Here is a 25,673-nt window from a genome sequence, read left to right on the forward strand (position 1 = left end):
TGGATCCCGGCTCAAGGCCGGGATGACACAGGGGAAAACGGAAAAAACCTAGGCGGCGTACTTGTCGCGCAACGCCTGCGTGGCCGAGCGGAACACGCCCAGGTCGCTGCCGACGGCCACAAAGGTGGCGCCCATGGCCATGTAGCGCCGCGCGTCGGCCTCCACCGGCGCGAGGATGCCCGTGGGTTTGCCGCAGGCTTTCGCATCGGCAAACACCGCGGCAATGGCGGCCTGCACCTCGGGGTGGCCGGCGTTGCCCAGGTGGCCCAGGCCGGCGGCCAGGTCGGACGGGCCGACAAAAATGCAGTCCACGCCGTCGAGCGCCGCAATGTCGCGCGCCGCGGCCACGCCAGCGCGGCTTTCGATTTGCACCATTACGCAGATGTGTTCGTTGATCGACTTGAAGTAGTCGGGCACGGTGCCGTAGCGGTTGCTGCGCTGGGACACCGACACGCCGCGTATGCCCTGGGGCGGGTAACGGGTGGCCGACACCGCGCGTTTCGCTTCGTCCACACTTTCGACAAAGGGCACGAGGAAGTTGTAGAAGCCGGCATCGAGCAGGCGCTTGATCTCGACCTCGTTGTTGGACGATGGCCGCACCACCGGCGCGCTGGGGCTGTCTTTCAGCGCCATCAGCTGCGGGATGAAGGTGGCCACATCGTTGGGCGAGTGTTCGCCGTCGAGCAGGATCCAGTCGAAACCGGCCACGCCCAGCACCTCGGTGGTGATGGCGTTGGACAGCGAGGACCAGCAGCCGATCAGCGTCTTGCCGGCCCGCAGGTCGCGCTTGAAGCTGTTGGGAAAGGGTTGGTAGGCAGTGGCTTGGGTCATGTTTTTCTCGGGTGGATTCTTTTGCAGGGTTGTCTTGAGGGGTGTTCTGGGTTCAGGTCACCGGTGCAGGGTTGAACAGCACCAGCGCGTTGTGCAGCTTCCAGTGTTCGGCCCAGGTTTTCTTGCGGCCGCTGGCGACGTCGAGCATCAGGTGAAACAGCTCCCAGCCCACGTCGGCGATGCTGGCGTCACCATCAGCGATGCGGCCGGCGTTGATGTCCATCAGGTCGTGCCAGCGCCGGGCCAGGTCGCTGCGGGTGGCGACCTTGATCACCGGGCATTCGGCCAGGCCGTAAGGAGTGCCGCGGCCAGTCGTGAAGACGTGCAGGTTCATGCCGGCGGCCAGCTGCAGCGTGCCGCAGATGAAGTCGCTGGCCGGCGTGGCGGCGTAGATCAGGCCCTTTGTCAGGCCTTGCTGCCTGAGCTTTTCGCCGGGCGCGAGCACGCCGCTGATGGGCGCGCTCCCCGACTTGACGATGGAGCCCATGGCTTTTTCGACAATGTTGGACAGCCCGCCCTTCTTGTTGCCGGGTGTGGTGTTGGCACTGCGGTCCACCTGGCCTTTTTGCAGGTAGGCGTCGTACCAGGCCATCTCGCGGATCATCGCTTCGGCGACTTCGGGCGTGCTGGCGCGCGCGGTCAGCTGGGCGATGCCGTCGCGCACCTCGGTGGTTTCGGAAAACATCACCGTGGCGCCGGCGCGCACCAGCAGGTCGGTGCAAAAACCCACGGCGGGGTTGGCCGTCACACCCGAGAAGGCATCGCTGCCGCCGCACTGCACACCCACCACCAGCTCGCTGGCCGGCACGGTTTCACGGCGGCGCGCATTGAGCTTTTCCAGGTGCAGCACCGCCGCCTGCATGATGGAGTCGATCATGGACATGAAGCCCACGTGGTTCTCGGCCTGCAGGCAGACCACGTCCAGCGGCGCATCGGCAGAAATACCGACATCGGCCACGCTGCGTTCGTCGACGATCTGTATCGTGCCCGGCGGCAGCAGGCGCTCGGGCTGCAGCTTCTCGCAGCCCAGGCTGACCACCATCACCTCGCCGCCGAAGTTGGGGTTCAGGCTGATGTTGCGCAGCGTGCGGATGGGAATGATGGCGTCGGGCGCGTCGATGGCGACGCCGCAGCCGTAGGTGTGCTCCAGCCCCACCACGTCATCGACGTGGGGAAATTTCGGCAGCAGCTCGGCCTTGATGCGCTGGACGGCAAAGTCCACCACGCCGGCGACACACTGCACGGTGGTGGTGATGGCCAGGATGTTGCGGGTGCCGACCGAACCGTCGGCATTGCGGTAACCCTCGAAGGTGTAGCCTTCCAGCGGCGCGGCTGCCGGCGGCTTCACCGTGGCGATGGGCAGGCTTTCGAGCCCGCGCGCGGCGGGCATCTCGAGCAGGCGCTCGTGCACCCAGCTGCCGGCCGGGATGTCTTTCAGCGCGTAACCGATGGGCACGTTGTAACGCAGCACCGCACTGCCCTGCGGCAGATCCACCAGGGCCACCTTGTGACCCTGCGGCACTTTGTCCCGCAGCACCAGGCCGTCGGGCAGCACGGCGCCCGGCGGCAGGCCACCGTCGTTGGCCACGATGGCGACATTGTCCGCATCGTGCATGCGGATGCAGAGGGGTTGGAGCGGGTCAGCGCGCATCAGAAGTCAACAATTTCCACCCAGTTCGGGTTCTTGCCGACCGGCTGGCTCTTGCCCGCGCCGGGCAGGCCGGTGGCGCTGTCGATGGCATGCAGCGAAACGCTGTGCGAGTCCTGGCCGGCGGCAACCAGAAAGCGCCCTGTCGAATCGACGGCAAAGCCGCGCGGGGTTTTTTCGGTCGGCGTCTGGCCCACGACCTGCAGCAGTCCGGTGGCGGCATCGACCTTGAAGGTGGTCAGCGTGCTGGAGGTGCGCTCCGAGCCATAGAGGTAGTTGCCGCCAGGCGCGATCTGCAGGTCGGCCGCCCAGACCTTGCCGGCAAAGCCCGGCGGAACCACCGTGCTGCGCTGCAGGTGGCTCATGGCGCCTTTTGCCGCGTCGTAGGCGAACACGTCCACCCCGCCGTCGAGCTCGTTGATCAGGTAGGCGTGTTTTTGCGCCTTGTCCCACAGGAAATGGCGCGGCCCGGTTTTGGCCGGAGACACATTGACCAGGGGCGGATCATTGGCGCTCAGCGTGCCGCTGGCCGCATCAAAACGCCAGCTCGACAGGTTGTCGCCGCCCAGGCTGGTGGCAAACACATAACGGCCCGACGCGTCGGCGTGGATGGCATGCGCATTGGGCGCGGTGCGGACCAGCTGCTGCACCGCACCGACCAGGCCGTCATTGCCGACACTGTTGACGGTAATCTTGTGGCCGCCGTAAGACGCCGCGAACAGCCACTTGCCGGTAGGGTCCAGGTCGATGTTGGCCATGCTGTCGGCCAGCGCCGCCTCACCCAGCTTTTTGAGCGCGCCCGTCGCCCCGTCGATCGCGAAGGTGATCACGCGAAACGGCTGCGAGCGGCTCGCCACGTAAAGGAATTTTCTGTCTTTGCTCACCACCATCGGCATGGCGACGCCGCCCACCGGCACCGTGGCCACCGGCTTGAGCTGGCCGGCCGCGTGGTCCAGCTGCAGCACCGAGATGTCCTGGCTGTCGGCGTTGGAGACGTACACCCAGGTGGCCGCGCTGCTGGCGCCCGTTGCCGCCGTGGCTGCCGCCAAGGCCGCGAGCGTCACGCCATGGCGAATCGATGTTCCCTTGGTCATGGAAGTCTCCTTGTTATTGCGGAAAACGCCTGCTTTGCCGACGGGCCAGGGCCGCCGGCAGCGCGGATGCTCTGGGGTACGCAGGCGGCAGCCATCTTGCCCACCTCAGACGCCCACCAGGCGCGGCAGCCACAGCGACAGTGCGGGCACGTAGGTCACGATGCCCAGCACCACCACCAGCAGCGCAAAAAACGGCATCAGCGCGCGCACGACTTTTTCGATGGGCAGCTTGCCCACGGCACTGCCGACAAACAGCACGGTGCCTACCGGCGGCGTGATCAGGCCGATGCCGAGGTTGACGATCATGATCATGCCAAAATGCACCGGGTCCACGCCGACAGCCGTCACCACCGGTAGCAGGATGGGCGTGAGGATCAGGATCAGCGCCGCCATGTCCATCAGCGTGCCCAGCACCAGCAGCATGAAGTTGATGGCCAGCAGGATCAGGTAGCGGTTGTCGGTCATCGAGGTCAGCAAGGCGGTGACCTTCAGCGGGATCTGCATCAACGTCATGATGTAGCCGAAGGCCGCCGCAAAGCCGATCAGGATCATCACGATGGACACCGTTTTCACGGTGCGGTGCATCAGCCTGGGCAGGTCGTTCCACTTGTAGTCGCGGTAGATGAACATGGTCACGAAAAATGCCCAGAGCACGGCGATCGAGGCCGACTCGGTGGCCGTGAACACGCCCGACAGAATGCCGCCCAGAATGATGACCATGGTCATCAGGCCCCAGAGGGCGTCGGCGCAGATGCGCAGCGCCTGCTTCAGCGGAATCGCATGCCCCTTGGGAAAGTTGCGCTTGCGCGCGATGTAAAGGCAATAGGTCGCCAGCGTCAGGCCCAGCAGCAGGCCCGGCAATACGCCAGCCATGAACAGCGCGGCCACCGAGATGGAGCCACCGGCGGCCATGGAGTAAATGACCGCGTTGTGGCTGGGCGGAATCAGCGTCGCCTGGATGGAGCCGCTGACCGTCAACGCGGTCGAGAAGTCGCGCGGATAGCCCTTTCGGACCATCTCGGGAATCATCACCGAGCCGATGGACGCCGTGTCGGCGACCGACGAGCCGGAGATGGCACCAAAAAAGGTGGACGCCAGGATGTTGACCAGCGACAGCCCGCCGCGCACAAACCCCACCAGCACGCTGGCAAAGGCCACCAGGCGGCGCGACATGCCGCCTTCGGCCATGATGGCGCCGGCCAGCACGAAGAAGGGGATGGCCAGCAGCGAGAACTTGTTGACGCCGCTGGCGATCTGGATCATGACCGCGTCCAGCGGCAGCTCTATCCACACCGCGCCGATCAGGGCGGCCAGGCCCAGGGAATAGGCGACCGGCATGCCGATCAGGATCAGCACGATGAAACTTCCGAGTAAAACGAGTGCGTCCATGGTCAGGCCTCCGCCGCAGAGTCATCCACCTGGTGGTCGAAACGCACCACGGCGCGCCCATGCTGGGCGCCGAGAAAGAGCTTCTCGAGCACAAACACCAGCGTGCACAGGCCACCCAGCGGCAGCGGCGCGTAGGTCAGGCCCACCGGAATCGACGGAATCGCCGCCAGCGACTGGCTCATGGTTTCCATCGAGAGCTTGAAGCCCCAGATGATCATGAAGAGGCTGGCGAGGATCATCAGCAGATCGACCACCACCGAAAAAACCTTCTGCAGTTCCGGCGGCAGCCGGTCGGTGACCATGCCGACGGCAATGTGGGCGCCGGCACGGTAACCGGCGGCCGCACCGATGAAAGTGAACACCACCATCAGCAAAATGGCAATCGGCTCGGGCCACTGCGCGCCGTAACCGAGCACATAGCGGGCAAACACGCCCACCGGAATGATGAGGCTCATGGCCACGATGGACAGGCCGGCGACCCAGATGCAGGCCAGGTACAGCCCGTCGATGGCTCGTTGAAGGGTGTGGATCATGTTGGTTTTCTCATGCCCGCCGGCCGGCCCTCGGGTGGACCGGCTTGCGCGCCTTGTTCATGACGCTGCCGCGGCAGCGCCGGGGGACGCAGAGAGCCGGCCCGCGCCGCTTCCTGCCTCCAGCTTCGTTCTTCTGCTTTTTACTCGCTGCTTCTTACTTGACGTCGGCGATACGCTTCATCAGGTCGGCGTACGGCGCGCCGTACTTGGCACGCACCGGTGCGGTGGCGTCAAAAAACAGCTTCTGGTCGACCTCGGTGAACTGCACGCCGGCGGCCTTGAGCTTGACCGTGTAGTCGGCCACGCTCTTGTCCCACAGCACGCGCTGCTCGAACTGCGCTTCGCGGCCAAACTTCTTGACCAGCGCCTGCTCGTCCTTGCTCAGCTTGTCCCAGGTCACCCTGGACATCACCAGCATTTCGGGAATGATCAGGTGGTTGGTCTGGGCGTAGTACTTGGTGCCGGTGGTGTAGTGGTTGGAGGTGAACAGGCTGGGCGGGTTGTTCTCGGCACCGTCGATGACGCCGGTCTGCAGCGCGCTGAAGACCTCGCCGTAACCCATGGAGATGCCATTGCCGCCCATGGCGTTCATGGTGTCGACAAACAGCGGGTTGCCCATCATGCGGACTTTCACGCCCTTGAGGTCGGCCGGGGTCTTGACCGGCTTCTTGGTGTACAGGTGGCGCGAGCCGCCGTCCATCCAGGCCAGCGCCACCATGCGGGTCGGGCCATTGGACACCTTGTCGAGGATTTCCTGGCCGATGGGGCCGTCGATCACGGCGCGCATGTGGGCTTCGTTGCGGAACACGAAGGGCATGTTGAAGACATTGACGTCGGGCACCACGGCACCGACAGGGCCCAGCGAGGTGCGCAGGATGTTGATGGCGCCGATCTGGGTCTGCTCGATCATGGTTTTTTCGTCACCCAGCACGCTGCCGGGGTACATCTGCATCCTGAACTTGCCCTTGGTGGCCGCCTCAAGCTTTTTGCCCAGGTTTTCGGTGGCCACCACGGTCGGGTAGCCGGCCGGGTGCACGTCCGCGGCCTTGAGGACGGTTTGCGCCTGCGCGGCCAGCGGCAAGGCGAAAGTGGCAGCGGCCAATGCCGCCGAGGCGATGATTTGTCTGCGGAAAGTCATGGTTGTCTCCTTGTAGGAATGGTTATGAATGACGGAAGGGAACAGGAAAAAACGTCGGCCTGGCCGGGCGCTCGCTGCTTGCGTTGCGGCAGTCCACCGGGAGTACGGCGCCGGTGCTCATGGCATCAATCGGCAAACGGGCCGGCTTTGACAAAACCGCCGCCTTGGAACTGCACCGCCGGGTCGCCGAGGTCGGGGGCCGGGGTGCGGGCGTACACCGCCTCCCGGAAGATGTCCGAGCTGTCCCGCGGCGCGTAACCAATGTGACGCGCGCGGCTGTTGTCCCACCAGGTGACGGCGTTGTCGGACATGCCGAACACAATGCTGTGCCCGAGCACCGGGGTGGTCAGGCAGGCGGTGATCAGGCGGTGCAGGTCGTCGAAACTCAGCCAGGTCGCCAGCATGCGCCGGTCTTTCGGCTCGGGAAAGGAGGAGCCGATGCGTACACAGGCCGTTTCGATGCCGTAGCGGTCAAAGTAGAAACGCGACAGGTCTTCGCCAAAAGCCTTGCTGACGCCATACAGGCCGTCCGGTCTGGCCGGCGCATCGGCATCGATGGTTTCGCTCTGGCGATAAAAGCCAGTGACATGGTTGGAGCTGGCAAACACCACGCGCTTGACGCCGTGTTTGCGCGCCGCTTCATACAGGTTGTACAGGCCCAGGATGTTGGCCTGCAGGATGGGCCCGAACGGACCTTCGACCGACACGCCGCCCAGATGCACGATGGCCTGCACGCCCTGGACCATGGCGTCGACGGCCGCGGCATCGGCCAGATCGGCCAGCACCACCTCTTCCTCCGCGCCGGCAGCGCCGAAGTCCAAACGGTCCGACAGGCGCAACACACTGCAGTTGGCTTTCAGGCGGCCCCGCAAGGCCTGGCCCAGCCCGCCGGCGGCGCCGGTGAGCAGCAGTTTTTCGTGAGCCCGGATGGTCATGCTTGTCTCTGGTTGAAAATGGAGGGTGACAAACGCTGGTCAAACGCTGATCAAACGCTGGACTTTTGCATCAGGTTTGCTAAAGTGGCTTCAATTCAATAAGATATCAGTTATACGTTGTCTGATGACTAAGAATTTTTAATGAGACAACATCCCCTGTCAAGTGTTTTCTGGTCCGATCAAGGCAAACCCCTACCCGAGCAAACCCGATGGAATCGAACGTAACGGCCACCCCTCTTGACGACGCACCGCGTGTGCGCCGCCCGCGCGGCCTGGTCACCGAAATTGTTGAAAGCCTGGCGGCCAGCATCCGTGCGGGGCAGCTCCTGCCCGGCGACAAACTGCCCACCGAGGCCGAAATCATGGCCCGTTTCGATGTGAGCCGGACGGTGGTGCGTGAGTCGATTTCCAAACTGCAGGCCTCCGGCCTGGTGGAAACGCGCCACGGCATTGGTACCTTTGTGATCGAAAACCGCGACGCCGGCAACTTCAAAATTGCCGCGGCCGACTTCGCCACGGTGGCCGATGTCATTTCTGTGCTGGAGTTGCGCATCAGCCTGGAAACCGAGGCGGCCGGCCTCGCTGCCCAGAGGAGAAGCACCGAAAACCTCGAGGCCATGGCCACGGCGCTGCGGGCCTTCCAGGACTCGATCCACGCGGATTCCGACGCCGTTCCGCCGGACTTCCAGTTCCACATGGAGGTGGCGCGCGCCACCGGCAACCGCCACTTTGCCGACCTCATGACCTACCTGGGCACCATGATCATTCCGCGCACCCGCGTGAACACGCCGCAAAGCGCGCCCGAAGGCCGCTTGAGTTATTTGCAGCGCGTCAACGGCGAGCACGAAAGCATTTACAACGCCATTCGCAGCCAGGATGCCGACGCCGCCCGCGCCGCCATGCGCACCCACCTCTCGAACAGCCGGGAGCGGCTGCGCAAAGGCCAGGCCGCCGAGCCGGCCAGCCCTCCGGCGACGAGCTGAGCTGCGCTGAACGGGCGGGCTGGCGGCGGCCGAATCAGGGAATTCCCCGAGAGGAAGAAGTTTTCCGTGTTGTACGATGACTGATCTTTAAATTGACTCATCGACCCATTTCTGCCTCTATGCCTGACGCCCGCTCCTTCTCCCCGGCAGCTTCGCAAACGCCGCGCATCACCCGCCTGCAAGTCATTCCGGTCGCCGGCCATGACAGCATGCTGCTCAACCTGAGTGGCGCACACGGACCGTTTTTCACGCGCAACCTGCTGCTGCTGACCGACAGCGAAGGCCGCATGGGTGTCGGCGAGGTGCCGGGCGGCGAGAAAATCCGCAGCACGCTGGAGGATGCGCGTGCACTGGTCGAAGGCCAGTCCCTGGGCCACTGGAACCAGGTCCTGGACAGCCTGCGCACGCAATTTTCCGGGCGCGACAGCGGTGGCCGCGGCAACCAGACCTTTGACCTTCGCGTGGCCATCCACGCGGTGACCGCCGTGGAAAGCGCCCTGCTCGACCTGCTGGGCCAGTTTCTCGGCGTGCCGGTGGCAGCCCTGCTGGGCGAAGGCCAGCAACGCGATTCCGTCGCCATGCTGGGCTACCTGTTTTACATTGCCGACCGCCGGCAAACCAGGCTGGCCTACCGCAGCGAGCCGGACGCGGGCGACGACTGGCTACGGCTGCGCCATGAGCCCGCGATGGACGCCCGGGCCGTGGTGCGGCTGGCCGAAGCGGCGCACCAGCGTTACGGCTTCAAGGACTTCAAACTCAAGGGCGGCGTGCTGCGCGGCGAGGAAGAAATCGAGGCCATCATTGCGCTGTCGGAGCGCTTCCCCGACGCGCGTATCACGCTGGACCCGAATGGCGGCTGGCTGCTGGAAGACGCGGTGCGTCTGTGCCGCGACCGGCAGCGGGAACTGGCCTACGCCGAAGACCCCTGCGGCGCCGAAGGTGTTTTCTCCGGCCGTGAAGTGATGGCGGAGTTTCGCCGCGCCACCGGCCTGAAAACAGCGACCAACATGATCGCAACGGACTGGCGCGAACTTGCGCACGCGGTCACCCTGCAGGCCGTCGACATTCCGCTGGCCGACCCGCACTTCTGGACCATGCAGGGCTCGGTGCGGGTGGCACAGATGTGCCAGACCTGGGCCCTGACCTGGGGCTCCCACTCCAACAACCATTTCGATGTGTCGCTGGCCATGTTCACCCACGTCGCGGCGGCTGCACCGGGCAAGGTCACCGCGATCGACACCCACTGGATCTGGCAGGACGGCCAGCGCCTGACAAAAAAATCTCTGCAGATCGTGGACGGCAGCGTGGCCGTACCCAAAACGCCCGGCCTGGGCGTGGAACTCGACATGGCGGAGGTTGAAAAGGCCCACCAGCTTTACCTGCAGCACGGCCTGGGCGCGCGCGACGATGCCATCGCCATGCAGTACCTGCTGCCCAACTGGACCTTCAACCCCAAGATGCCCTGCATGGTCCGGTAATTTTCCGCTCTGAATTCCGCACTGATTTTCATCACCATAAAAAGGAGACAAACATGAAACGCCGCTCATTGATTCAAACCGCCCTGGCCACGGCCGCACTTCTCCCCCTTTTTGGCTCCGCCGTCGGGTGGGCCCAGGACAAATGGCCGTCCAAGCCCATCAGCTACATCGTGCCCTTCCCGGCCGGTGGCACGACCGACATCCTCGGGCGGCTGATCGGCCAGAAGCTGGGCGCGGCGCTGGGGACGACCATCGTGATCGAGAACAAGGGCGGTGCCGGCGGCAGCGTCGGTTCGGAAATTGCCGCGCGCGCACCGGCCGACGGCTACACCATGCTGGGCGGCACCATCAGCTCGCATGCCATCAATGTGAGCCTGTACCCCAAGCTCGGCTACGACCCGATCAAGTCCTTTTCACCGGTGGTGCTGATCGGCTCGAACCCGGTGGTGCTGATCGTCAAGGCGGACAGTCCCTACAAGACCTTGCAGGACGTGTTGGCTGCGGCGAAAGCCAAACCGAAAACCATTTCGTCGGCATCGGCCGGCAACGGCACCTCGCAGCACATGACGCTGGAGCTGCTGGGCTTCAAGTCGGGCACGCAGTTCGTCCATGTACCGTACAAGGGCAGCGGCCCGGCCATCCAGGACGTGATTGGCGGCCAGGTCGACATGATGTTTGACACCACGGTGGTTGCCGGCCCGCACATCCAGAGCGGCAAGGTACGCGCCATCGCCGTGAGTTCGGCCAAACGCCTGGAGTCGCTGCCCAACGTGCCAACCATTGCCGAGTCGGGCGTGCCCGGCTTCGAGGTGGTGTCCTGGCAAGGCATTTTTGTGCCGGCCGGCACCCCCAAACCCATCATCGAACGGTTGCACGCGGAGATCATGAAGATCCTGCAGATCCCTGAAATGCAGGACCGGCTCAAAAGCCTGGGCATGCAGCCTTCCAGCATGACACCCGATCAGGTGGCCGCCTTCCAGAAGGCCGAAGTCGAGAAGTGGGCGCAAGTCATCAAGGCCGCCGGCATCAAGCTTGAGTAACAGCGGCGCGTCCAGAATGCGTGTGGGTGTCGTGGGCGCAGGCCAGGCCTGCGCTCCCCACTTGCAAAGCCTGCAGGACCTGCAGGCCGAGCTGGAGCTGGCCTGGGTCATAGGCCGCGATGCGGAGCGCTTGGCTGCGCTGGAGCTGCCCGTCGGCACGCGCACCAGCACGCGGCTGGAAGACCTGCTGGAAGACAAAACCGTGCGGGCGGTGCTGGTGTTGACACCACCGAACACCCACCTGGACATCGTGCGGCGAGTGGCCGGGGCCGGCAAACATGTGCTAGTGGAAAAACCGCTGGAAGTCAGCCTGGACAAGGCGCAGCAACTGGTGGAAAGCTGCGAGCGCGAGGGCGTGAAGCTGGCCGTGATGCTGCAGCACAGGATGCGCGAGGCCGCCCGTGCGCTGGCGCAACTGGTTGCCGGCGGCACGCTGGGAGAGCTGGTCAGCGCATCAGCCAGCGTGCGCTGGTGGCGCCCGCAGGCTTATTACGACGAACCCGGCCGCGGCACGCTGGCGCGCGACGGCGGCGGCGTGCTGATGACCCAGGCTATCCACACGCTGGACCTGCTGCTGTGCCTGACCGGCATGCCCGACACGGTGAACGCCATGGCCAGCACCAGCGCCATGCACCGCATGGAATGTGAAGACACGGTTGCCGCCGTGCTGCACTACCCGAACGGCGCCATAGGCAGCATGGACGCGACCACCGCGGCTTACCCGGGGTTCCCCGAGCGGATCTCACTGAACTTCACCAAGGGCTCGGCCACGCTCGAAGCCGGGGAGTTTCACGCCGAATTGCTGGACGGCCGGACATTCCATGCCGGCACGCGGCAGGCGTCGGGTTCCGGCGCGAACATGATGGCCTTCGACCACCAGGCTCACCGCGCGGTGCTGCAGGATTTTGTGGCAGCGATCCGCAACCACACCGAGCCCGCCGTCACCGGTCGCTCGGCCCTGCAGGTGCACCGGCTGATTGCGGCCATGATGGCGTCGTCTGGCAGCGGCGCCACCGTATCGCCGACGGCCTGAAGCCGGCTCTTTCGGCTACGCTTGGGGCCATGACCCCCACCCCCACGCCCTCCCCCCCGCCGGCACCGCTGCACTTCTACTTCGACTTCATCTCGCCCTTCGGCTACTTCGCATCACTGCGCATCGAGCCGCTGGCGGCGCGGCACGGCCGCAGCGTCGAATGGCGCGCCATGCTGCTGGGCGTGTCGGTGCTGAAGGTCATGGGATTGAAGTCGCTGCTCGACACGCCGCTCAAGGGCGACTACATCCGCCGCGACGCGAAACGCTACATGCGCCGCCACGGCCTGGAGGTGAAACGCGATCTGGACGATGCGGTGATGGACCCGCGCGCTGCGGGCCGCGCTTTCTACTGGGTCAAGCACCACCACCCGGCCCTGGCCGCGCCGCTGGCCCACGCGATTTACCACGCCTACTGGGCCGAAGGCCGGGACCTGTCCACCGCGGAGGCGGTGGCGGCCATAGCCCTGCCTGAGGGCCTGGACGCGCAGCGCCTGCGCGAAGGCATAGCGAGCGAGGAGGCCAGGCAGTGGCTGCGCAGTGCCGTCGAAGCCTCGCTGCAAGCCGGCATTTTCGGCTCGCCCACCGTGGTGGTGGATGGCGAGCCCTTCTGGGGTGTGGAAACCCTGGGGCTGGTGGAAGAGTGGCTGGACAGCGGCGGCTGGTAATCAGGCTTCAGAAAAAACAAACGCCACCGGCACCGCAATCGCGGCCAGGCGTTCGCGCAGCCGGCGCTCCAGCGCATCATCACGCGCCGACGCAATCGTCACGACGGCAGACAGGGCGCCCCCGCGTTCTTCGCCCCGCACGCTGGCGCCCTGGACGTCTGCCAGCATCTCGGCCAGCTTGACCTCGATGGCGCGCAGGCGCAGCGCCGGCTTGTAGATCTTGCCGATGGCCGTGACCGGCATCACGTCGATGATGGTCACGCGTTTGGGCGCCGCCGGCCGCTCGTACACATGGGGCACCACCTCGGCCAGCAGCGTGGCCGGGTCGCAGCTCGCACCCGGTTTGAGCGTGACAAAGGCCACGGGCAACTCGCCGGCATAGGCGTCGGGCTCGCTGACCACGGCGCACAGGGCCACCGCCGGGTGTGCCAGGAAAGCGTCTTCGACGAGACCGGGGTCGATGTTGTGCGAGCCGCGGATGATCACGTCCTTGGCGCGGCCGGTCAGGTGGATGTAACCCTGCGCATCGATGTGGCCAAGATCACCGGAGACCAGCCACGGGCCCTCGAACATGCCGGTGTTGCGCGCAGCCTCGATGTAGCCCGGGCTCACATGCGGGCCGCGCAGCACGATGACGCCGGTGTCACCCACCGCACAGGTTTCGTCCAGCTGCGCCACGCCGCCCTGCCAGGGCACGGCACGCACCTCGGTGTAGGGCAGGCGCAGGCCGGTGGAGCCGGGCACACGCGGCGCCGCAAGCGGCTCGATGGACACCAGGCCGGCGCACTCGGTCATGCCCAGGATGTTGCGCACCGCGATGCCCGGCTTGCGCTCGAACTGCGCGGCCAGCTCCGTGGGCAGCGGCGAGCCGCCGGTGTAGGCGACCTTGATGGACGAGATGTCCGCATCCACCGGCAGGTTGGCCAGCGTCGCGAGAATGGTGGGAACGCAGGCCAGCGCGGTCACGCGCTCGCGTTCGCAGAACTTCCAGTAGTTTCTGGTGAAGGCAGCGTTGCGCATGCCGCTCAGCGTGGGCAGGACCTGGGTCGCGCCTATGGCCAGCATGGACAGGCCGTACACAAAGGCGCCGGCCACATGAAACAGCGGAAAGCCGTTGAGCTCTACCGTGTGTTCGTCGAAGCCGTAAAACTGATGGGCAAACCAGCCGGTGTGCGCCTCGTTGCCGTGGGTGTGCTGCGCCAGTTTGGGCGAGCCGGTGGTGCCGCCTGTATGAAAGCAGGCGGCGATGCACTGCGGCGTGAGTTGGGGATCAAACGCCAGCACGTCGCCGTGTTGCGCCAGTCGGTCCTGGAACACCGGCACGCCCGGCGCCGCGCTGTTTCCGACGCGAATCTGCAGCACCGGCAGGCGCCGGATCGCCAGCACTTTCTCGACCATGGGCCAGAGCGAAAGCTCGTCATTGGGGCCGAGCGCAACCATCACTTTGGCGCCAGAGGCTTCCAGCAGGGCCGCAATGTGCTCGGGCTGCAGCAGGTAGTTGATCGGGCAGGCCTTGCCCGCCAGTTGCGCGCCCCAGAGTGCGAATTGCGTCTCGGGTATGTTCGGCGCCAGAATGGCCACCGTATCGCCAGGCCCGACGCCCATGGCGCGGAACAGGTTGGCCGCCCGGTGGATCTGCGCCAGCAGTTCGGCGTAACTCACGACGGTGGGCGGTTGCAGCAGGTCCCCGCTGGGCAGGTAGCGAAATGCATCACGGTGCGCAAAACGCTGCGCCGCCTGGGCGATCAGGCCGTAGGTGGTGCGCGCCGGGATCGCCTGTTCGTAGGGCGTGCGCTCCAGCGCCTCAATGTCGGCCAGCCCCAGGAAGGCGGTCGTGGTCATGCGGCAGCAGCTTGCCCCAGGCCCAGCAGCCGCATCGCATTGCCTTTGAGGATGCCGGGCATCACTTCCGGCTTGAAGCCGGCGTCTTCAAAATCCTTCATCCAGCGGTCAGGTGTGATCAAGGGGTAGTCGCTGCCGAACAGGATGCGGTCCTTGAGCAGTGTGTTGGCGTACTGCACCAGCTGCTTCGGGAAATATTTCGGACTCCAGCCCGACAGGTCGATCCAGACGTTGGGTTTGTGGGTCGCCACGCTGAGCGCCTCGTCCTGCCAGGGAAAGCTGGGGTGCGCCATGACGATCTGCATGTCGGGGAAATCAATCGCCACGTCGTCGAGGTGCATCGGGTTGGAGTATTCGAGCCGCAGGCCGCCGCCGCAGCGCATGCCGCTGCCGATGCCGCTGTGCCCGGTGTGGAAGATGGCAGGCATCTTGTACTCGTTGATGACTTCGTAAATCGGCCAGGCCATCTTGTCGTAAGGGTGGTAACCCTGCACCGTAGGGTGGAACTTGAAACCCTTGATGCCGTGGCCCTCGATCAGCCGGCGTGCCTCGCGTGCGCCCATTTTTCCCTTGTGCGGGTCGATGCTGGCAAAGGCCATCATCATGTCGCTGTTTTTCTGCGCGGCTTCGGCGATTTCCTCGTTGGGAATGCGGCGCCGGCCCATCTGCGTCTCGGCATCGACCGTGAACATGATCAACCCGATCTTGCGTTCGCGGTAGTAGGCCACTGTTTCCTCAATCGTCGGCCGGCGGCTGTTCTTGAAGTACTTGTCGGCGGCGCGGTCGTATTCCTCGCCATAGTTGTCGAACGGGTTCCAGCAGCTGACCTCGGCGTGGGTGTGGATGTCAATGGCAATGAGGTTTTCGTAGTCCATGCTGTCTCCTGGTGGTTCGACTTGTTGCACACCGCATGCGGGTTAACACCGAGAAATGAGGCGGCAAAGTCAATTGAATTGGTTATTGTTTATAACAATAATCGATGCAACTTGCAAACCTCCCATGAGCACCCAAAAAACCTCCTCCGACCTCCAGCTTGAACTTCGCGGCGACCACCAGGAGATCGCCGTGATCCGCCTGAGCCGTCCCGCCAAACGCAACGCCCTCAACGACGGGCTGATTCTGGCGATGCGCGACATGTTTGACAACCTGCCGGCCACCGTGCGCGCGGCCGTGATCCACGGTGAAGGCGCCCATTTCTGCGCCGGCCTGGACCTGGGCGAGCTGCAGGAACGCGACGCCGGCCAGGGCCTGCACCACTCCCGCATGTGGCACGCAGCGCTGGAGCGGGTCCAGTACGGCCCGGTGCCGGTGATTGCCGCGCTGCACGGCGCGGTGGTCGGCGGCGGGCTGGAACTGGCCAGCGCCTGCCACATCCGTGTGGCCGACGCATCCGCTTTTTTCGCCTTGCCGGAAGGTTCGCGCGGCATTTTTGTCGGTGGCGGCGGATCGGTGCGCATCCCCAAGCTGGTGGGCGTCGCCCGCATGACCGACATGATGCTGACCGGCCGTGTCTACAACGCCGAAGAAGGCGAACGCGCCGGGTTCGCGCAGTACCTGGTGCCCGAGGGTCAGGCCTTCGACAAGGCGCTGGCGCTGGCGCAGCGGGTGGCCACCAATGCACCGCTGACCAACTACGCACTGATGCACGCCCTGCCCCGCATCGCCGAGCAGTCCGCCGACCAGGGCTTCTTCACCGAGTCCCTGATGGCCGCCATCGCGCAGAGTGCGCCCGAGGCCAAGGCCCGGGTCAAGGCCTTCCTCGATGGCAAGGCCAGCAAGGTCAGCAAAGACTGATCCCCTCCCCAGCCCCGACAAGAAAAGACATGAGCGAGACAACACCCCCTTCCGCCCCCCGCTACCGGCCCCTGACCTTCGGCGTGACACGTATCGCCGCTCGCGAGGGCGATAGCGGAACCCGTTACATCAAGGCCGACCAGCCCCTGGGCGCCTATGCGGCGCGCATCACGGACCGCTTTCTTCACTGGGCACAAACCGTGCCGGAGCGCAGCTTTCTGGCGCGCCGGACTCGCCAGGCCGACGGCAGCACCGGCGACTGGGAGCACCTGAGCTACGGCCAGGCGCTGGCCAGCGCGCGCGCCCTCGGGCAGGCCTTGCTGGACCGGGGCCTGAGCGCTGAACGCCCCGTGGTGATCCTCAGCGAAAACGGGCTGGAGCATGCGCAGCTGGCGCTGGGCTGCCTGTACGCCGGGATTCCCTACTGCCCGGCCTCGCCGGCGTATTGCCTGGTCAGCCAGGACTATGACAAGCTGCGCCACATTCTTGACACGCTGACCCCGGGACTGGTGTTTGCCACCGATGCGGCGCGTTACGGCAAGGCGATCCAGGCGGCCATCGGTGCCGACGTGGAAGTGGTGCTGCACGAGGGTTCGCTCGAGGGCCGGCCGACGACGCCCCTGGCATCGCTGCTGGCCACCGCGCCGACCGCGCAGGTGGACGCCGCGATGCAGGCCACCGGGCCGGACACGATCAGCAAGTTCCTGTTCACCTCGGGCTCGACCAAGATGCCCAAGGCGGTGGTGAACACGCACCGCATGTGGTGCGCCAACCAGCAGCAGATGCGCCAGTCGATGCCGGTGCTGGCCGAAGAGCCGCCCGTGCTGGTCGACTGGCTGCCCTGGAACCACACTTTCGGCGGCAACCACAACGTCGGGCTGACCCTGTACAACGGCGGCACGCTTTACATCGACGACGGCAAACCCACGCCGGCGCTGATGGGCGAAACCCTGCGCAACCTGCGCGAAATTGCCCCCACGCTGTACTTCAACGTGCCGACCGGCTTCGAGGCGATTGCCAACGCCATGAAGACCGATGACGTTCTGCGCAAGAACCTGCTCTCGCGCGTAAGGATGTTTTTCTACTCCGGCGCGGCACTGGCCCAGCCGGTGTGGGATGCGCTGCACGAGACGCAGGAACGCGAGATCGGCGAACGCATCGTCATGGGCACCGGCCTGGGCATGACCGAGTCCTCGCCTTTCGCAGTGTTCGTCACCAACCCCAACGTCAAGGCCGGCCACCTGGGCGTTCCCACACCCGGGCTGGAGCTCAAGCTGGTGCCTGTCGACGGGAAGACCGAGGTGCGTTACAAGGGCCCGAACATCACCCCGGGCTACTGGCGCAATGAAGCGGCCACGCGGGAGAGCTTCGACGAGGAAGGCTTTTTCTCGACGGGGGACGCCGTGTTGTGGATCGACGAGAGCGACCCGCACCTGGGCCTGCGTTTTGATGGCCGCATTGCCGAAGACTTCAAGCTCGCGACAGGCACTTTTGTCAGCGTGGGGCCGCTGCGGGCGAAGATCATTGCCGCCGGCGCGCCTTTTGTGCAGGACGCCGTCATCACCGGTATCAACCTCAACGAAGTCGGGGCGCTCATTTTCCCGACCCCGGCGGTGCGCAAGCTCGCCGGCCTTCCGGACCATGCGCCCCTGCAGCAGGTGCTGGAAAGCGCACCGGTGCAGGCGCATTTCCAGCAAGTGGCCAACACGCTGGCCGCCGCCGCCACCGGCAGCTCCAGCCGCGTGGCCCGGTTGCACCTGATGGCCGAGCCGCCCTCCATCGACAAGGGCGAGGTCACCGACAAGGGTTCCATCAACCAGCGCGCCGTGCTCAAACACCGCGCAGCGCTCGCCGACGCGATGCACGGCGGCACGCTGCCTTTCACCATCCAGCCGCAACAGGACAAACCATGAAGATCGACGGACAAGCCGCCCTCGTCACCGGTGGAGCTTCGGGCCTGGGCGAGGCCACCGCGCGCGAACTCGCGCGGCTGGGCGCCAAGGTCGCAGTGCTCGACGTCAACCTCGCGCTGGCTGAAAAAGTGGCGGCCGACATCGGCGGCGTGGCCTGCCAATGTGACATCACCAGCAGCGACAGCGTGGCCGCGGCACTGGCCAAAGCCACGGCGGCGCATGGCCCGGCGCGCATCCTGATGAACATCGCGGGCATCGGCTCGGCCAAGCGGGTGGTCGGCAAGGACGGCCAGGCCGCGCCGCTGGAGGATTTTGTGAAAGTCATCAACGTCAACCTGATTGGCAGCTACAACATGAGCCGGCTGTTTGCGGCCGACTGTGTGAAGCTGGCGCCGCTGGAAGACGGCGAGCGCGGCGTCATGATGTTCACCGCCTCGGTGGCCGCTTTCGACGGCCAGGTGGGCCAGCAGGCCTACAGCGCGTCCAAGGGCGGCCTGGTCGGCATGACCCTGCCGATGGCGCGCGACCTGGCGCAACACGGCATCCGCGTCTGCACCATCGCGCCCGGCCTGTTTGCCACGCCGCTGATGAAGCAGTTGCCCGAGCCGGTGCAGCAGTCGCTCGCCGCATCGATCCCGTTTCCGCCGCGCCTGGGAAAACCCGAAGAGTTCGCGCAGCTGGCATGCCATATCGTCACCAACACCCACCTCAACGGCGAAGTGATCCGGCTCGACGGCGCCCTGCGTATGGCGCCGCGCTGAAACCGGCATGGCAGGAACACGCCCTGCCCGACCCTGCTGACCTTGTTCTCACCTTGATTTTTGTGTCCATTTTTTACAACAGGAGACCTAGCATGACTTTCACCAAATCCGTACTCGCCCTCGCCCTGGCTGGTTCGGCGGCAGGCGCCGCCCTGGCAGACATCAACATCGGCGTCAGCCTGCCGCTGACCGGGCCAACCTCGGCACTGGGCATTCCGATCAAGAACTCCATTGCCCTGTGGCCTACCAGCATTGGCGGGGAAAAACTCAACGTCATCATTCTGGACGATGCCACCGACCCCACCAACGCCACCAAAAATGCCCGCCGCTTCGTGACGGACGACAAGGTCGACATCCTGATGGGATCGGCCGCCACGCCGCCGGCCAACGCGGTTGCCGCTGTCGCTGCCGAGACCGGCACCATGCACATGACCTTTGCCCCCATCGACGTGTCCACCGGCAAGGCCCCGTGGTCCTACAACACGCCGCAGTCCACGCTGGTGATGTCGCACGCCATCGCAGCCCACATGAAAAAAACCGGCGTCAAGACAGTCGGCTTCCTCGGCTACGCCGATGCCTACGGTGAACTCTTTCTGCGCGACATGAAGGTCAAGATGGCCGGCACCGACATGAAATTCGTGTCCGAAGAGCGTTTTGCCCGCACCGACACCAGCGTCACCGGCCAGGCCCTCAAAGTCACGGCCGGCAACCCCGACGCCATCCTGATCGTCGCCTCGGGCAGCGGTGCCGCCATGCCACACAAGGCGCTGATCGAGCGCGGCTACAAGGGCAAGATCTACCAGACCCACGGCGCGGCCTCGCGCGACCTGATGCGTGTCGGCGGCAAGGACGTGGAAGGTGCGTTTGTCGTGGCTGGCCCGGGGGTGGTTGCTGAGCAGCTGCCGGCCAACCACCCGAGCAAGCAGGTGGCCATGACCCACGTGACGGCCTGGGAAAAGATCTACGGCCCGAACAGCCGCAACCCGTTTGCCGGCCACGCCTATGACGCGTCGGTGATCCTGCAGAAGATCATTCCCATCGCCCTGAAGACCGCCAAGCCCGGCACCAAGGAGTTCCGCGGTGCGCTCAAGGCCGCACTTGAAAACGCCGGCCCGATCGCGCTGTTCCACGGCACCGTGAACTACACCGCGACCAACCATGCGGGTTACACCGACGACACCGGCGTGATCATGCAGATCGTCAACGGCGACTGGAAGCTGCAGCCCAAATAAGCAGGCGACATTGCGGATGCCAGCGGGCGGGTCGGCCTCCAGCCACCCCCCTCTGCGCCTATCGTTTTCACGGGTTTCCTGAAGGTAGTTATGGATTTTTCAATTGCCAGCATCCTGCTGGTCGATGGCCTGACCAATGGCGCGATCTACGCGCTGCTGGGACTGGCCACCGTGCTGGTGTTTGCGGTGACCCGCGTCATCTTCATTCCGCAGGGCGAGTTCGTCACCTATGGTGCGTTGACGCTGGCGATTTTGCAGACCGGCAAGGTGCCGGGCACGATCTGGCTGCTGCTGCTGCTGGCCGGCCTGGCCGCGCTGGCCGAGGCCTGGCAGACCTGGAAGCGTTACCAGCTGGCCGGCACCGCGCTGCTGGCCGGCCTCAAGGTGCTGGTCGCTCCCGTCGTGGTGTCGCTGGTCACGCTGTGGGCCGCGCCGCAGCAGTTTTCGCTGCTGGTGCAGGCGCTGCTGTCGGTCTGTATCGTCACCTGTTTCGGGCCGCTGGTCTACCGCCTGGCCTACCAGTCGCTGGCCGATGCGAGCTCGCTGGTACTGCTGATTGTGTCGGTGGGCGTACATTTCGCACTGACCGGCCTGGGCCTGCTGTTCTTTGGTGCCGAGGGCTTTCGCAACCCGCCCTTCTGGGACGCACGCTTCAGCCTGGGGGCGGTCAACCTGTCCGGCCAGGCGATCATCATTGCGCTGGCGTCCATGGCGCTGATCGTGATGTTGTGGCTGTTTTTTGAACGCACCCTCTATGGCAAGGCCCTGCGTGCGACCGCGGTGAACCGCCTGGGCGCGCGCCTGATGGGCATCTCCTCGCAAACCGCGGGCCAGCTGACCCTGGCCATGGCGGCGTTGATAGGCGCGCTGTCGGGCCTGCTGATCGGCCCCACCACCACGGTTTTCTACGACTCTGGTTTTCTCATCGGCCTCAAGGGTTTTGTGGCGGCCGTCATTGGCGGCCTGGCCAGCTACCCGGGCGCGGCCATCGGTGCACTGGCCGTCGGCATCATCGAAGCCTTCGGCTCCTTCTGGGCCAGCGCCTTCAAGGAGGTCATCGTCTTCACGCTGATCCTGCCGGTGCTGCTCTGGCGCTCGCTCAAGGGCGGGCACTCGGATGAGGAGCACTGACATGACCCTCCGTAAATGGGGCCCGTGGCTCCTGGTCGCCGCTTTGCTGCTGGTCTGTGTGCTGCCCGTGCCGGAGTTCTGGATCACCCAGCTCAACTACATCGGCATCTCCAGCCTGACGGTGCTGGGCCTGATCCTGCTGACCGGTGTCGGCGGCCTGACCTCCTTCGGGCAGGCGGCCTTTGTCGGCATCGGCGCCTACACCAGCGCCTACCTGACGGTGAACGCGGGGCTGTCGCCCTGGGTCACGCTGCTGGTCGGCCTGGGTCTGACCGCGGCCTGCGCCGTGGTGCTGGGCTGGATCACGCTGCGCATGTCGGGCCACTACCTGCCGCTGGCCACGCTGGCCTGGGGCCTGTCGCTGTACTACACCATGGGCAACCTGGACGCGCTGGGCAAATACGACGGCATTCTCGGTGTCACCGGCCTGTCGCTGTTCGGCTGGGAGCTCGGCCAGGGGCGGGTCTACCTGCTGCTGACCTGGTCGCTGGTGCTGCTGGGCACGCTGGCGCTGATCCATCTGCTCGATTCACGCGTCGGCCGCGCCATCCGTTCGCTCAAGACCGGCTCGCAGATGGCCGAATCCATGGGCATCGACACCCTGCGCTTCAAGATCGGCATCTTCCTGATTGCCGCGCTGTTTGCCTCGGTGTCCGGCTGGCTGTTTGCGCACTTCCAGCGTTCGGTCAACCCCTCGCCCTTCGGCGTGCATGTGGGCATCGAGTACCTGTTCATGGCGGTGCTCGGTGGCGCCGGCCATGTCTGGGGCGCGATCACCGGTGTGGCGATCACCAAACTCATGGCCGACCAGCTGCAGGTGCTGCTGCCCATGCTCATAGGCACCAGCGGCAGCTACGAAACCATCGTGTTCGGCGTGCTGCTGGTCCTCACGCTCAAATACGCGCCGGACGGCATCTGGGCCTTCGTGGACCGCAAGCTGCCCAAGGCCCCGCGCAAGGTGGACTGGCAGGCTGCCGCGCCGCTGGCGCACCGTGCCAAGCCGGCCGCTGGCGAGATCGTGCTGCAGGCCAGCAACATCCGCAAGGAGTTCGGCGGCCTGGTGGCAGTCAACGACATCAACTTCTCGGTGGCCTCGGGCCAGATCGTTGGCCTGATCGGACCCAACGGTGCGGGCAAGTCCACCACCTTCAACCTGCTCACCGGTGTGCTGAGCCTGACGCGCGGCAGCGTGACCTTTCGCGGCGAAATCATCAGCAGCCTGCCTTCGCGCGAAATTGCCAAGCGTGGCATTTCCCGCACCTTCCAGCACGTCAAGATGATTGCCGACATGACGGTGCTCGAAAACGTGGCGCTGGGCGCGCACCTGCGCGGCAACAAAGGCGCCACCGCGGCCATGCTGCGGCTGGACCGCACGGAAGAGCAGCGCCTGCTGCGCGAGGCCGAGCAGCAGCTGCGCCGCGTCGGCATGGGCAGCCACCTGCATGAGCTGGCGGGCAACCTGGCCATGGGCCAGCAGCGGCTGCTGGAGATTGCGCGCGCGCTGTGCAACGACCCGGCCCTGCTGCTGCTCGACGAACCCGCGGCCGGCCTGCGTTACCTGGAAAAGCAGGCGCTGATCGAGGTGCTGCGCCAGCTCAAGGCCGAAGGCATGAGCATCCTGCTGGTCGAGCACGACATGGACCTGGTGATGCAGGTCACCGACCGCATCGTGGTCATGGAGTTCGGCACCCGCCTGATTGAAGGCACGCCCGAAGAAATCCAGGCCAGCCCCGCGGTACGCGCCGCCTACCTCGGCACGGAACATTGAGCCCCATGAGCACCCCTCTTCTCACCGTCAGCAAGCTCCACGCCGGCTATGGCAAGGCCGAAGTCCTGCGCGGCATCGACCTGCAGGCCGAAGCCGGCAGCATCATCACCGTCATCGGCCCCAACGGCGCCGGCAAGTCCACCCTGCTCAACGCGCTCATGGGCGTGTTGCCGGCCACCGGCAGCATCGACTACGCCGGCCGCTCCATCATCGGCCTGCCGCTGGAAGAACGCGTCATGCTCGGCATCGCTCTGGTGCCGGAAAAACGCGAGCTGTTCGGCAGCATGTCGGTCGAAGACAACCTCGTGCTCGGCGCCTTTCGCCAGGTGCGCCTGCGCAACAAGGCCTGGCGCGACCAGATGGAGGTGGTGTTCGAGCTGTTTCCGCGCCTGAAGGAACGCCGCGCTCAGGAGGCCGGCACCCTCTCCGGTGGCGAGCGGCAGATGCTGGCCCTGGGCCGGGCCCTGATGTCGCGCCCGACCTTGCTGATGCTCGACGAACCCAGCCTGGGCCTGGCGCCGCTGATCGTGCGGGAAATCTTCCGCACCATCGAGGCCTTGCGCCAGACCGGCGTGACCACCCTGCTGGTGGAACAGAACGCGCGCGCAGCTCTGGAGGCGGCCGACCATGCTTATGTGCTGGAAATGGGCGAGATCGGCCTGAGCGGCCCGGCCGCCGACCTCGCGAAGGACCCGCGCGTGGTGGACACCTACCTGGGCGCGTCGCGCAAACCGGCAGCCACCGCCTGAGGCCATGGACTACCAGCCTCGCCTCGACGACATCCGCTTCATCCTGCATGAAGTGCTGGACGCCCCGGCGCAATTGCAGGCGCTCGCGCCTTTTGCCGGCACCGATACCGAGCTCATGGAGCAGGTTATCAGCGAGGCCGGCAAATTCGTGGCCGGGCAGATCGCACCGCTGCAACGCACCGGCGACGAGATCGGCTGCACGTGGGACCAGGGACAGGTCACCACCCCGCCCGGCTTCAAGGCCGCGTATGCCGCTTTCTGGCAAGGTGGCTGGCCGGCGCTGGCTTGCGCGACGGAGGACGGCGGCCAGGGCCTGCCCGCGGTGCTGGAGGCGGTTCTGTACGAGATGCTCAGTGCCGCCAACCACGGCTGGACCATGGCGCCCGGCCTGCTGCACGGCGCTTATGAATGCATACGCCACCATGCCAGCGATGCCCTGAAGGCGACCTACCTTGAAAAAGTGGCGACCGGCGAGTGGCTGGCCACCATGTGCCTTACCGAACCGCAGGCCGGCAGCGACCTGGGCCTGGCACGAACCCGGGCCGTAGGCCAGGCCGACGGCAGCTACCGCCTCAGCGGCACCAAAATTTTCATCTCGGGCGGCGAACACGATCTGACGGACAACATCGTTCACCTGGTGCTCGCGCGGCTACCCGATGCGCCGCCAGGCCCCAAGGGCTTGTCGCTGTTCCTGGCACCCAAGGTCCTGCCGGACGGGCGGCGCAATACCGTGCATTGCGATCGCATCGAGGAAAAAATGGGCCTGCACGGCAGCCCGACCTGCGTGATGCGTTTTGACGAAGCCACTTGCTGGATTGTTGGCGAGCCGGGCCGCGGCCTGGCAGCGATGTTCGTGATGATGAATGCGGCGCGCCTGCATGTGGCCCTGCAGGGGATTGGCCTGCTCGAGGCCGCGTGGCAAAAGGCCGATGCTTATGCCACCGAACGCCGGCAGATGCGCGTGCCCGGCCCGCGCGACAACAAGGAGCCGGCCGATGCCATCAGCGGCCACCCCGCCATGCGCCGCCTGCTGGACACGCAGCGCGCGTGGATAGACGGCGGCCGCGTGCTCGCCTACCGCACGGCGATGGAACTGGACATCGCAAAACACCATCCCGACACCACCCGACGGGACAGCGCGCAACGCTGGTGCAGCCTGGTCACGCCGGTGCTCAAGGCCGCCTTCACCCACCAGGCCTTTTATGGCGCCAGCGAATGCCTGCAGGTTTTCGGCGGCCACGGCTACGTGCGCGAATGGGGCATCGAGCAAATCGTGCGCGACGCCCGTGTACCCATGATTTACGAAGGCACCAACGAGATCCAGGCCATCGACCTGCTGGTGCGCAAGGTGCTGGCCGACGGCGGCGCCGGCATGACCGCGCTGCTACAGGACCTGCAGACCGGCCTGGACGCCGGCCAGCCGCGCGACGCCGACGTGTTGCGCCGCCTGGCCGACCTGCGCGACCTCACAGCCCTGCTCGCAGCGGCCAGCCAGACCGACCCGGTGCTGCCCTACGAAGCCGCCGACGACTACCTGCGCGCGGTCGCCCTCGCCCTGCTGGCCTGGGCCTGGAGCCGCATCGACCAGGTCGCGGCGGATACCCCGCGCTGGCGCCAGGCCAGCGCCGCGCTGCACCTGCGCGTGCTGCCCGAATTCGACATGCGTGTCAAAACAATTGAAGGACAATGCAAACCTGTCCCCGTGCTGAACTGAAC

At 65.6% G+C, this 25,673-nt stretch carries 22 protein-coding genes; 13 read left to right on the top strand and 9 right to left on the bottom strand.

Annotated features, from left to right (window positions below; translation table 11 throughout):
- Window positions 1-48 precede the first annotated feature (48 nt).
- The 7 genes from garL to PSV26_RS13605 form a co-directional block, all read right to left on the bottom strand.
- Window positions 49-831 carry a 2-dehydro-3-deoxyglucarate aldolase gene (garL, locus tag PSV26_RS13575; RefSeq protein WP_300571444.1) on the bottom strand — a complete coding sequence of 261 codons (783 nt, stop codon included), beginning with the start codon at window positions 829-831 and terminating at the stop codon, window positions 49-51.
- A 52-nt stretch (window positions 832-883) separates the two neighbouring features.
- A complete protein-coding gene (garD, locus tag PSV26_RS13580) occupies window positions 884-2,482 on the bottom strand; it encodes a galactarate dehydratase (RefSeq protein WP_300571446.1) in 1,599 nt (532 codons plus the stop codon).
- On the bottom strand, window positions 2,482-3,573 hold the full coding sequence (locus tag PSV26_RS13585) for a beta-propeller fold lactonase family protein (protein ID WP_300571448.1): 1,092 nt from the start codon (window positions 3,571-3,573) through the stop codon (window positions 2,482-2,484). Before PSV26_RS13585 ends, garD begins: the two co-directional genes overlap by 1 nt.
- A 105-nt stretch (window positions 3,574-3,678) precedes the next feature.
- Window positions 3,679-4,962, bottom strand: coding sequence for a TRAP transporter large permease (locus tag PSV26_RS13590; protein WP_300563831.1), 1,284 nt, complete (start codon window positions 4,960-4,962; stop codon window positions 3,679-3,681).
- Window positions 4,963-4,964: 2 nt separating this feature from the next.
- Complete coding sequence (locus PSV26_RS13595) at window positions 4,965-5,495, bottom strand: TRAP transporter small permease (RefSeq protein WP_300571450.1); 531 nt, start codon at window positions 5,493-5,495, stop codon at window positions 4,965-4,967.
- Window positions 5,496-5,649: 154 nt separating this feature from the next.
- Complete coding sequence (locus PSV26_RS13600) at window positions 5,650-6,633, bottom strand: TRAP transporter substrate-binding protein (RefSeq protein ID WP_300571452.1); 984 nt, start codon at window positions 6,631-6,633, stop codon at window positions 5,650-5,652.
- Window positions 6,634-6,758: 125 nt separating this feature from the next.
- The gene (locus PSV26_RS13605; protein ID WP_300571454.1) at window positions 6,759-7,568 is read right to left on the bottom strand and encodes an NAD(P)-dependent oxidoreductase; all 810 of its coding nucleotides are present in this window, start codon (window positions 7,566-7,568) and stop codon (window positions 6,759-6,761) included.
- Window positions 7,569-7,777: 209 nt separating this feature from the next.
- On the opposite strand from PSV26_RS13605, the gene PSV26_RS13610 reads away from it, so the two are divergent.
- The 5 genes from PSV26_RS13610 to PSV26_RS13630 all read left to right on the top strand — a co-directional run bounded on the left by PSV26_RS13610 (window position 7,778) and on the right by PSV26_RS13630 (window position 12,767).
- Window positions 7,778-8,551, top strand: a complete 774-nt coding sequence (locus PSV26_RS13610) for a FadR/GntR family transcriptional regulator (protein WP_300571456.1) — start codon at window positions 7,778-7,780, stop codon at window positions 8,549-8,551.
- A 119-nt stretch (window positions 8,552-8,670) separates the two neighbouring features.
- Window positions 8,671-10,029 carry an enolase C-terminal domain-like protein gene (locus PSV26_RS13615; protein WP_300571458.1) on the top strand — a complete coding sequence of 453 codons (1,359 nt, stop codon included), beginning with the start codon at window positions 8,671-8,673 and terminating at the stop codon, window positions 10,027-10,029.
- A 53-nt stretch (window positions 10,030-10,082) separates the two neighbouring features.
- The gene (locus tag PSV26_RS13620; protein WP_300571459.1) at window positions 10,083-11,069 is read left to right on the top strand and encodes a tripartite tricarboxylate transporter substrate binding protein; all 987 of its coding nucleotides are present in this window, start codon (window positions 10,083-10,085) and stop codon (window positions 11,067-11,069) included.
- Window positions 11,062-12,102 carry a Gfo/Idh/MocA family oxidoreductase gene (locus PSV26_RS13625; RefSeq protein WP_300571461.1) on the top strand — a complete coding sequence of 347 codons (1,041 nt, stop codon included), beginning with the start codon at window positions 11,062-11,064 and terminating at the stop codon, window positions 12,100-12,102. Before PSV26_RS13620 ends, PSV26_RS13625 begins: the two co-directional genes overlap by 8 nt.
- Window positions 12,103-12,131: 29 nt before the next feature.
- Window positions 12,132-12,767, top strand: a complete 636-nt coding sequence (locus PSV26_RS13630; RefSeq protein WP_300571463.1) for a 2-hydroxychromene-2-carboxylate isomerase — start codon at window positions 12,132-12,134, stop codon at window positions 12,765-12,767.
- Here PSV26_RS13630 and PSV26_RS13635 read toward each other — a convergent pair whose 3' ends face one another.
- Window positions 12,768-14,609 carry an AMP-binding protein gene (locus tag PSV26_RS13635; protein WP_300571465.1) on the bottom strand — a complete coding sequence of 614 codons (1,842 nt, stop codon included), beginning with the start codon at window positions 14,607-14,609 and terminating at the stop codon, window positions 12,768-12,770.
- Complete coding sequence (locus PSV26_RS13640) at window positions 14,606-15,484, bottom strand: amidohydrolase family protein (RefSeq protein WP_300518777.1); 879 nt, start codon at window positions 15,482-15,484, stop codon at window positions 14,606-14,608. The genes PSV26_RS13635 and PSV26_RS13640 overlap by 4 nt, the downstream gene beginning before the upstream one ends.
- A gap of 124 nt (window positions 15,485-15,608) precedes the next feature.
- Between PSV26_RS13640 and PSV26_RS13645 the strand changes: the two genes are divergently transcribed.
- From PSV26_RS13645 to PSV26_RS13680, 8 genes are all read left to right on the top strand, one after another.
- Window positions 15,609-16,403 carry a crotonase/enoyl-CoA hydratase family protein gene (locus PSV26_RS13645; RefSeq protein WP_300571467.1) on the top strand — a complete coding sequence of 265 codons (795 nt, stop codon included), beginning with the start codon at window positions 15,609-15,611 and terminating at the stop codon, window positions 16,401-16,403.
- A gap of 29 nt (window positions 16,404-16,432) precedes the next feature.
- On the top strand, window positions 16,433-18,316 hold the full coding sequence (locus PSV26_RS13650; RefSeq protein ID WP_300571469.1) for a feruloyl-CoA synthase: 1,884 nt from the start codon (window positions 16,433-16,435) through the stop codon (window positions 18,314-18,316).
- The gene (locus tag PSV26_RS13655) at window positions 18,313-19,077 is read left to right on the top strand and encodes an SDR family NAD(P)-dependent oxidoreductase (RefSeq protein ID WP_300571471.1); all 765 of its coding nucleotides are present in this window, start codon (window positions 18,313-18,315) and stop codon (window positions 19,075-19,077) included. The genes PSV26_RS13650 and PSV26_RS13655 overlap by 4 nt, the downstream gene beginning before the upstream one ends.
- A 92-nt stretch (window positions 19,078-19,169) precedes the next feature.
- Entirely contained in the window at window positions 19,170-20,309 is a 1,140-nt protein-coding gene (locus PSV26_RS13660) for an ABC transporter substrate-binding protein (protein WP_300518767.1), read from the top strand.
- A 90-nt stretch (window positions 20,310-20,399) separates the two neighbouring features.
- Window positions 20,400-21,440, top strand: coding sequence for a branched-chain amino acid ABC transporter permease (locus tag PSV26_RS13665; protein WP_300571473.1), 1,041 nt, complete (start codon window positions 20,400-20,402; stop codon window positions 21,438-21,440).
- Between the two features lies 1 nt (window position 21,441).
- Window positions 21,442-23,208 carry a branched-chain amino acid ABC transporter ATP-binding protein/permease gene (locus PSV26_RS13670; RefSeq protein WP_300571475.1) on the top strand — a complete coding sequence of 589 codons (1,767 nt, stop codon included), beginning with the start codon at window positions 21,442-21,444 and terminating at the stop codon, window positions 23,206-23,208.
- Between the two features lie 5 nt (window positions 23,209-23,213).
- The gene (locus PSV26_RS13675) at window positions 23,214-23,957 is read left to right on the top strand and encodes an ABC transporter ATP-binding protein (protein ID WP_300571477.1); all 744 of its coding nucleotides are present in this window, start codon (window positions 23,214-23,216) and stop codon (window positions 23,955-23,957) included.
- A gap of 4 nt (window positions 23,958-23,961) precedes the next feature.
- On the top strand, window positions 23,962-25,671 hold the full coding sequence (locus PSV26_RS13680; RefSeq protein ID WP_300571479.1) for an acyl-CoA dehydrogenase family protein: 1,710 nt from the start codon (window positions 23,962-23,964) through the stop codon (window positions 25,669-25,671).
- Window positions 25,672-25,673 lie beyond the last annotated feature (2 nt).

Origin of the sequence: Polaromonas sp. (assembly GCF_029945685.1) — a bacterium.
GTDB lineage: Bacteria > Pseudomonadota > Gammaproteobacteria > Burkholderiales > Burkholderiaceae_C > Polaromonas.

Coding starts and splice junctions, on each gene's coding strand:
- garL (WP_300571444.1), bottom strand. CDS start 831: ATGACCCAAGCCACTGCCTACCAACCCTTTCCCAACAGCTTCAAGCGC.
- garD (WP_300571446.1), bottom strand. CDS start 2,482: ATGCGCGCTGACCCGCTCCAACCCCTCTGCATCCGCATGCACGATGCG.
- PSV26_RS13585 (WP_300571448.1), bottom strand. CDS start 3,573: ATGACCAAGGGAACATCGATTCGCCATGGCGTGACGCTCGCGGCCTTG.
- PSV26_RS13590 (WP_300563831.1), bottom strand. CDS start 4,962: ATGGACGCACTCGTTTTACTCGGAAGTTTCATCGTGCTGATCCTGATC.
- PSV26_RS13595 (WP_300571450.1), bottom strand. CDS start 5,495: ATGATCCACACCCTTCAACGAGCCATCGACGGGCTGTACCTGGCCTGC.
- PSV26_RS13600 (WP_300571452.1), bottom strand. CDS start 6,633: ATGACTTTCCGCAGACAAATCATCGCCTCGGCGGCATTGGCCGCTGCC.
- PSV26_RS13605 (WP_300571454.1), bottom strand. CDS start 7,568: ATGACCATCCGGGCTCACGAAAAACTGCTGCTCACCGGCGCCGCCGGC.
- PSV26_RS13610 (WP_300571456.1), top strand. CDS start 7,778: ATGGAATCGAACGTAACGGCCACCCCTCTTGACGACGCACCGCGTGTG.
- PSV26_RS13615 (WP_300571458.1), top strand. CDS start 8,671: ATGCCTGACGCCCGCTCCTTCTCCCCGGCAGCTTCGCAAACGCCGCGC.
- PSV26_RS13620 (WP_300571459.1), top strand. CDS start 10,083: ATGAAACGCCGCTCATTGATTCAAACCGCCCTGGCCACGGCCGCACTT.
- PSV26_RS13630 (WP_300571463.1), top strand. CDS start 12,132: ATGACCCCCACCCCCACGCCCTCCCCCCCGCCGGCACCGCTGCACTTC.
- PSV26_RS13635 (WP_300571465.1), bottom strand. CDS start 14,609: ATGACCACGACCGCCTTCCTGGGGCTGGCCGACATTGAGGCGCTGGAG.
- PSV26_RS13640 (WP_300518777.1), bottom strand. CDS start 15,484: ATGGACTACGAAAACCTCATTGCCATTGACATCCACACCCACGCCGAG.
- PSV26_RS13645 (WP_300571467.1), top strand. CDS start 15,609: ATGAGCACCCAAAAAACCTCCTCCGACCTCCAGCTTGAACTTCGCGGC.
- PSV26_RS13650 (WP_300571469.1), top strand. CDS start 16,433: ATGAGCGAGACAACACCCCCTTCCGCCCCCCGCTACCGGCCCCTGACC.
- PSV26_RS13655 (WP_300571471.1), top strand. CDS start 18,313: ATGAAGATCGACGGACAAGCCGCCCTCGTCACCGGTGGAGCTTCGGGC.
- PSV26_RS13660 (WP_300518767.1), top strand. CDS start 19,170: ATGACTTTCACCAAATCCGTACTCGCCCTCGCCCTGGCTGGTTCGGCG.
- PSV26_RS13665 (WP_300571473.1), top strand. CDS start 20,400: ATGGATTTTTCAATTGCCAGCATCCTGCTGGTCGATGGCCTGACCAAT.
- PSV26_RS13670 (WP_300571475.1), top strand. CDS start 21,442: ATGACCCTCCGTAAATGGGGCCCGTGGCTCCTGGTCGCCGCTTTGCTG.
- PSV26_RS13675 (WP_300571477.1), top strand. CDS start 23,214: ATGAGCACCCCTCTTCTCACCGTCAGCAAGCTCCACGCCGGCTATGGC.
- PSV26_RS13680 (WP_300571479.1), top strand. CDS start 23,962: ATGGACTACCAGCCTCGCCTCGACGACATCCGCTTCATCCTGCATGAA.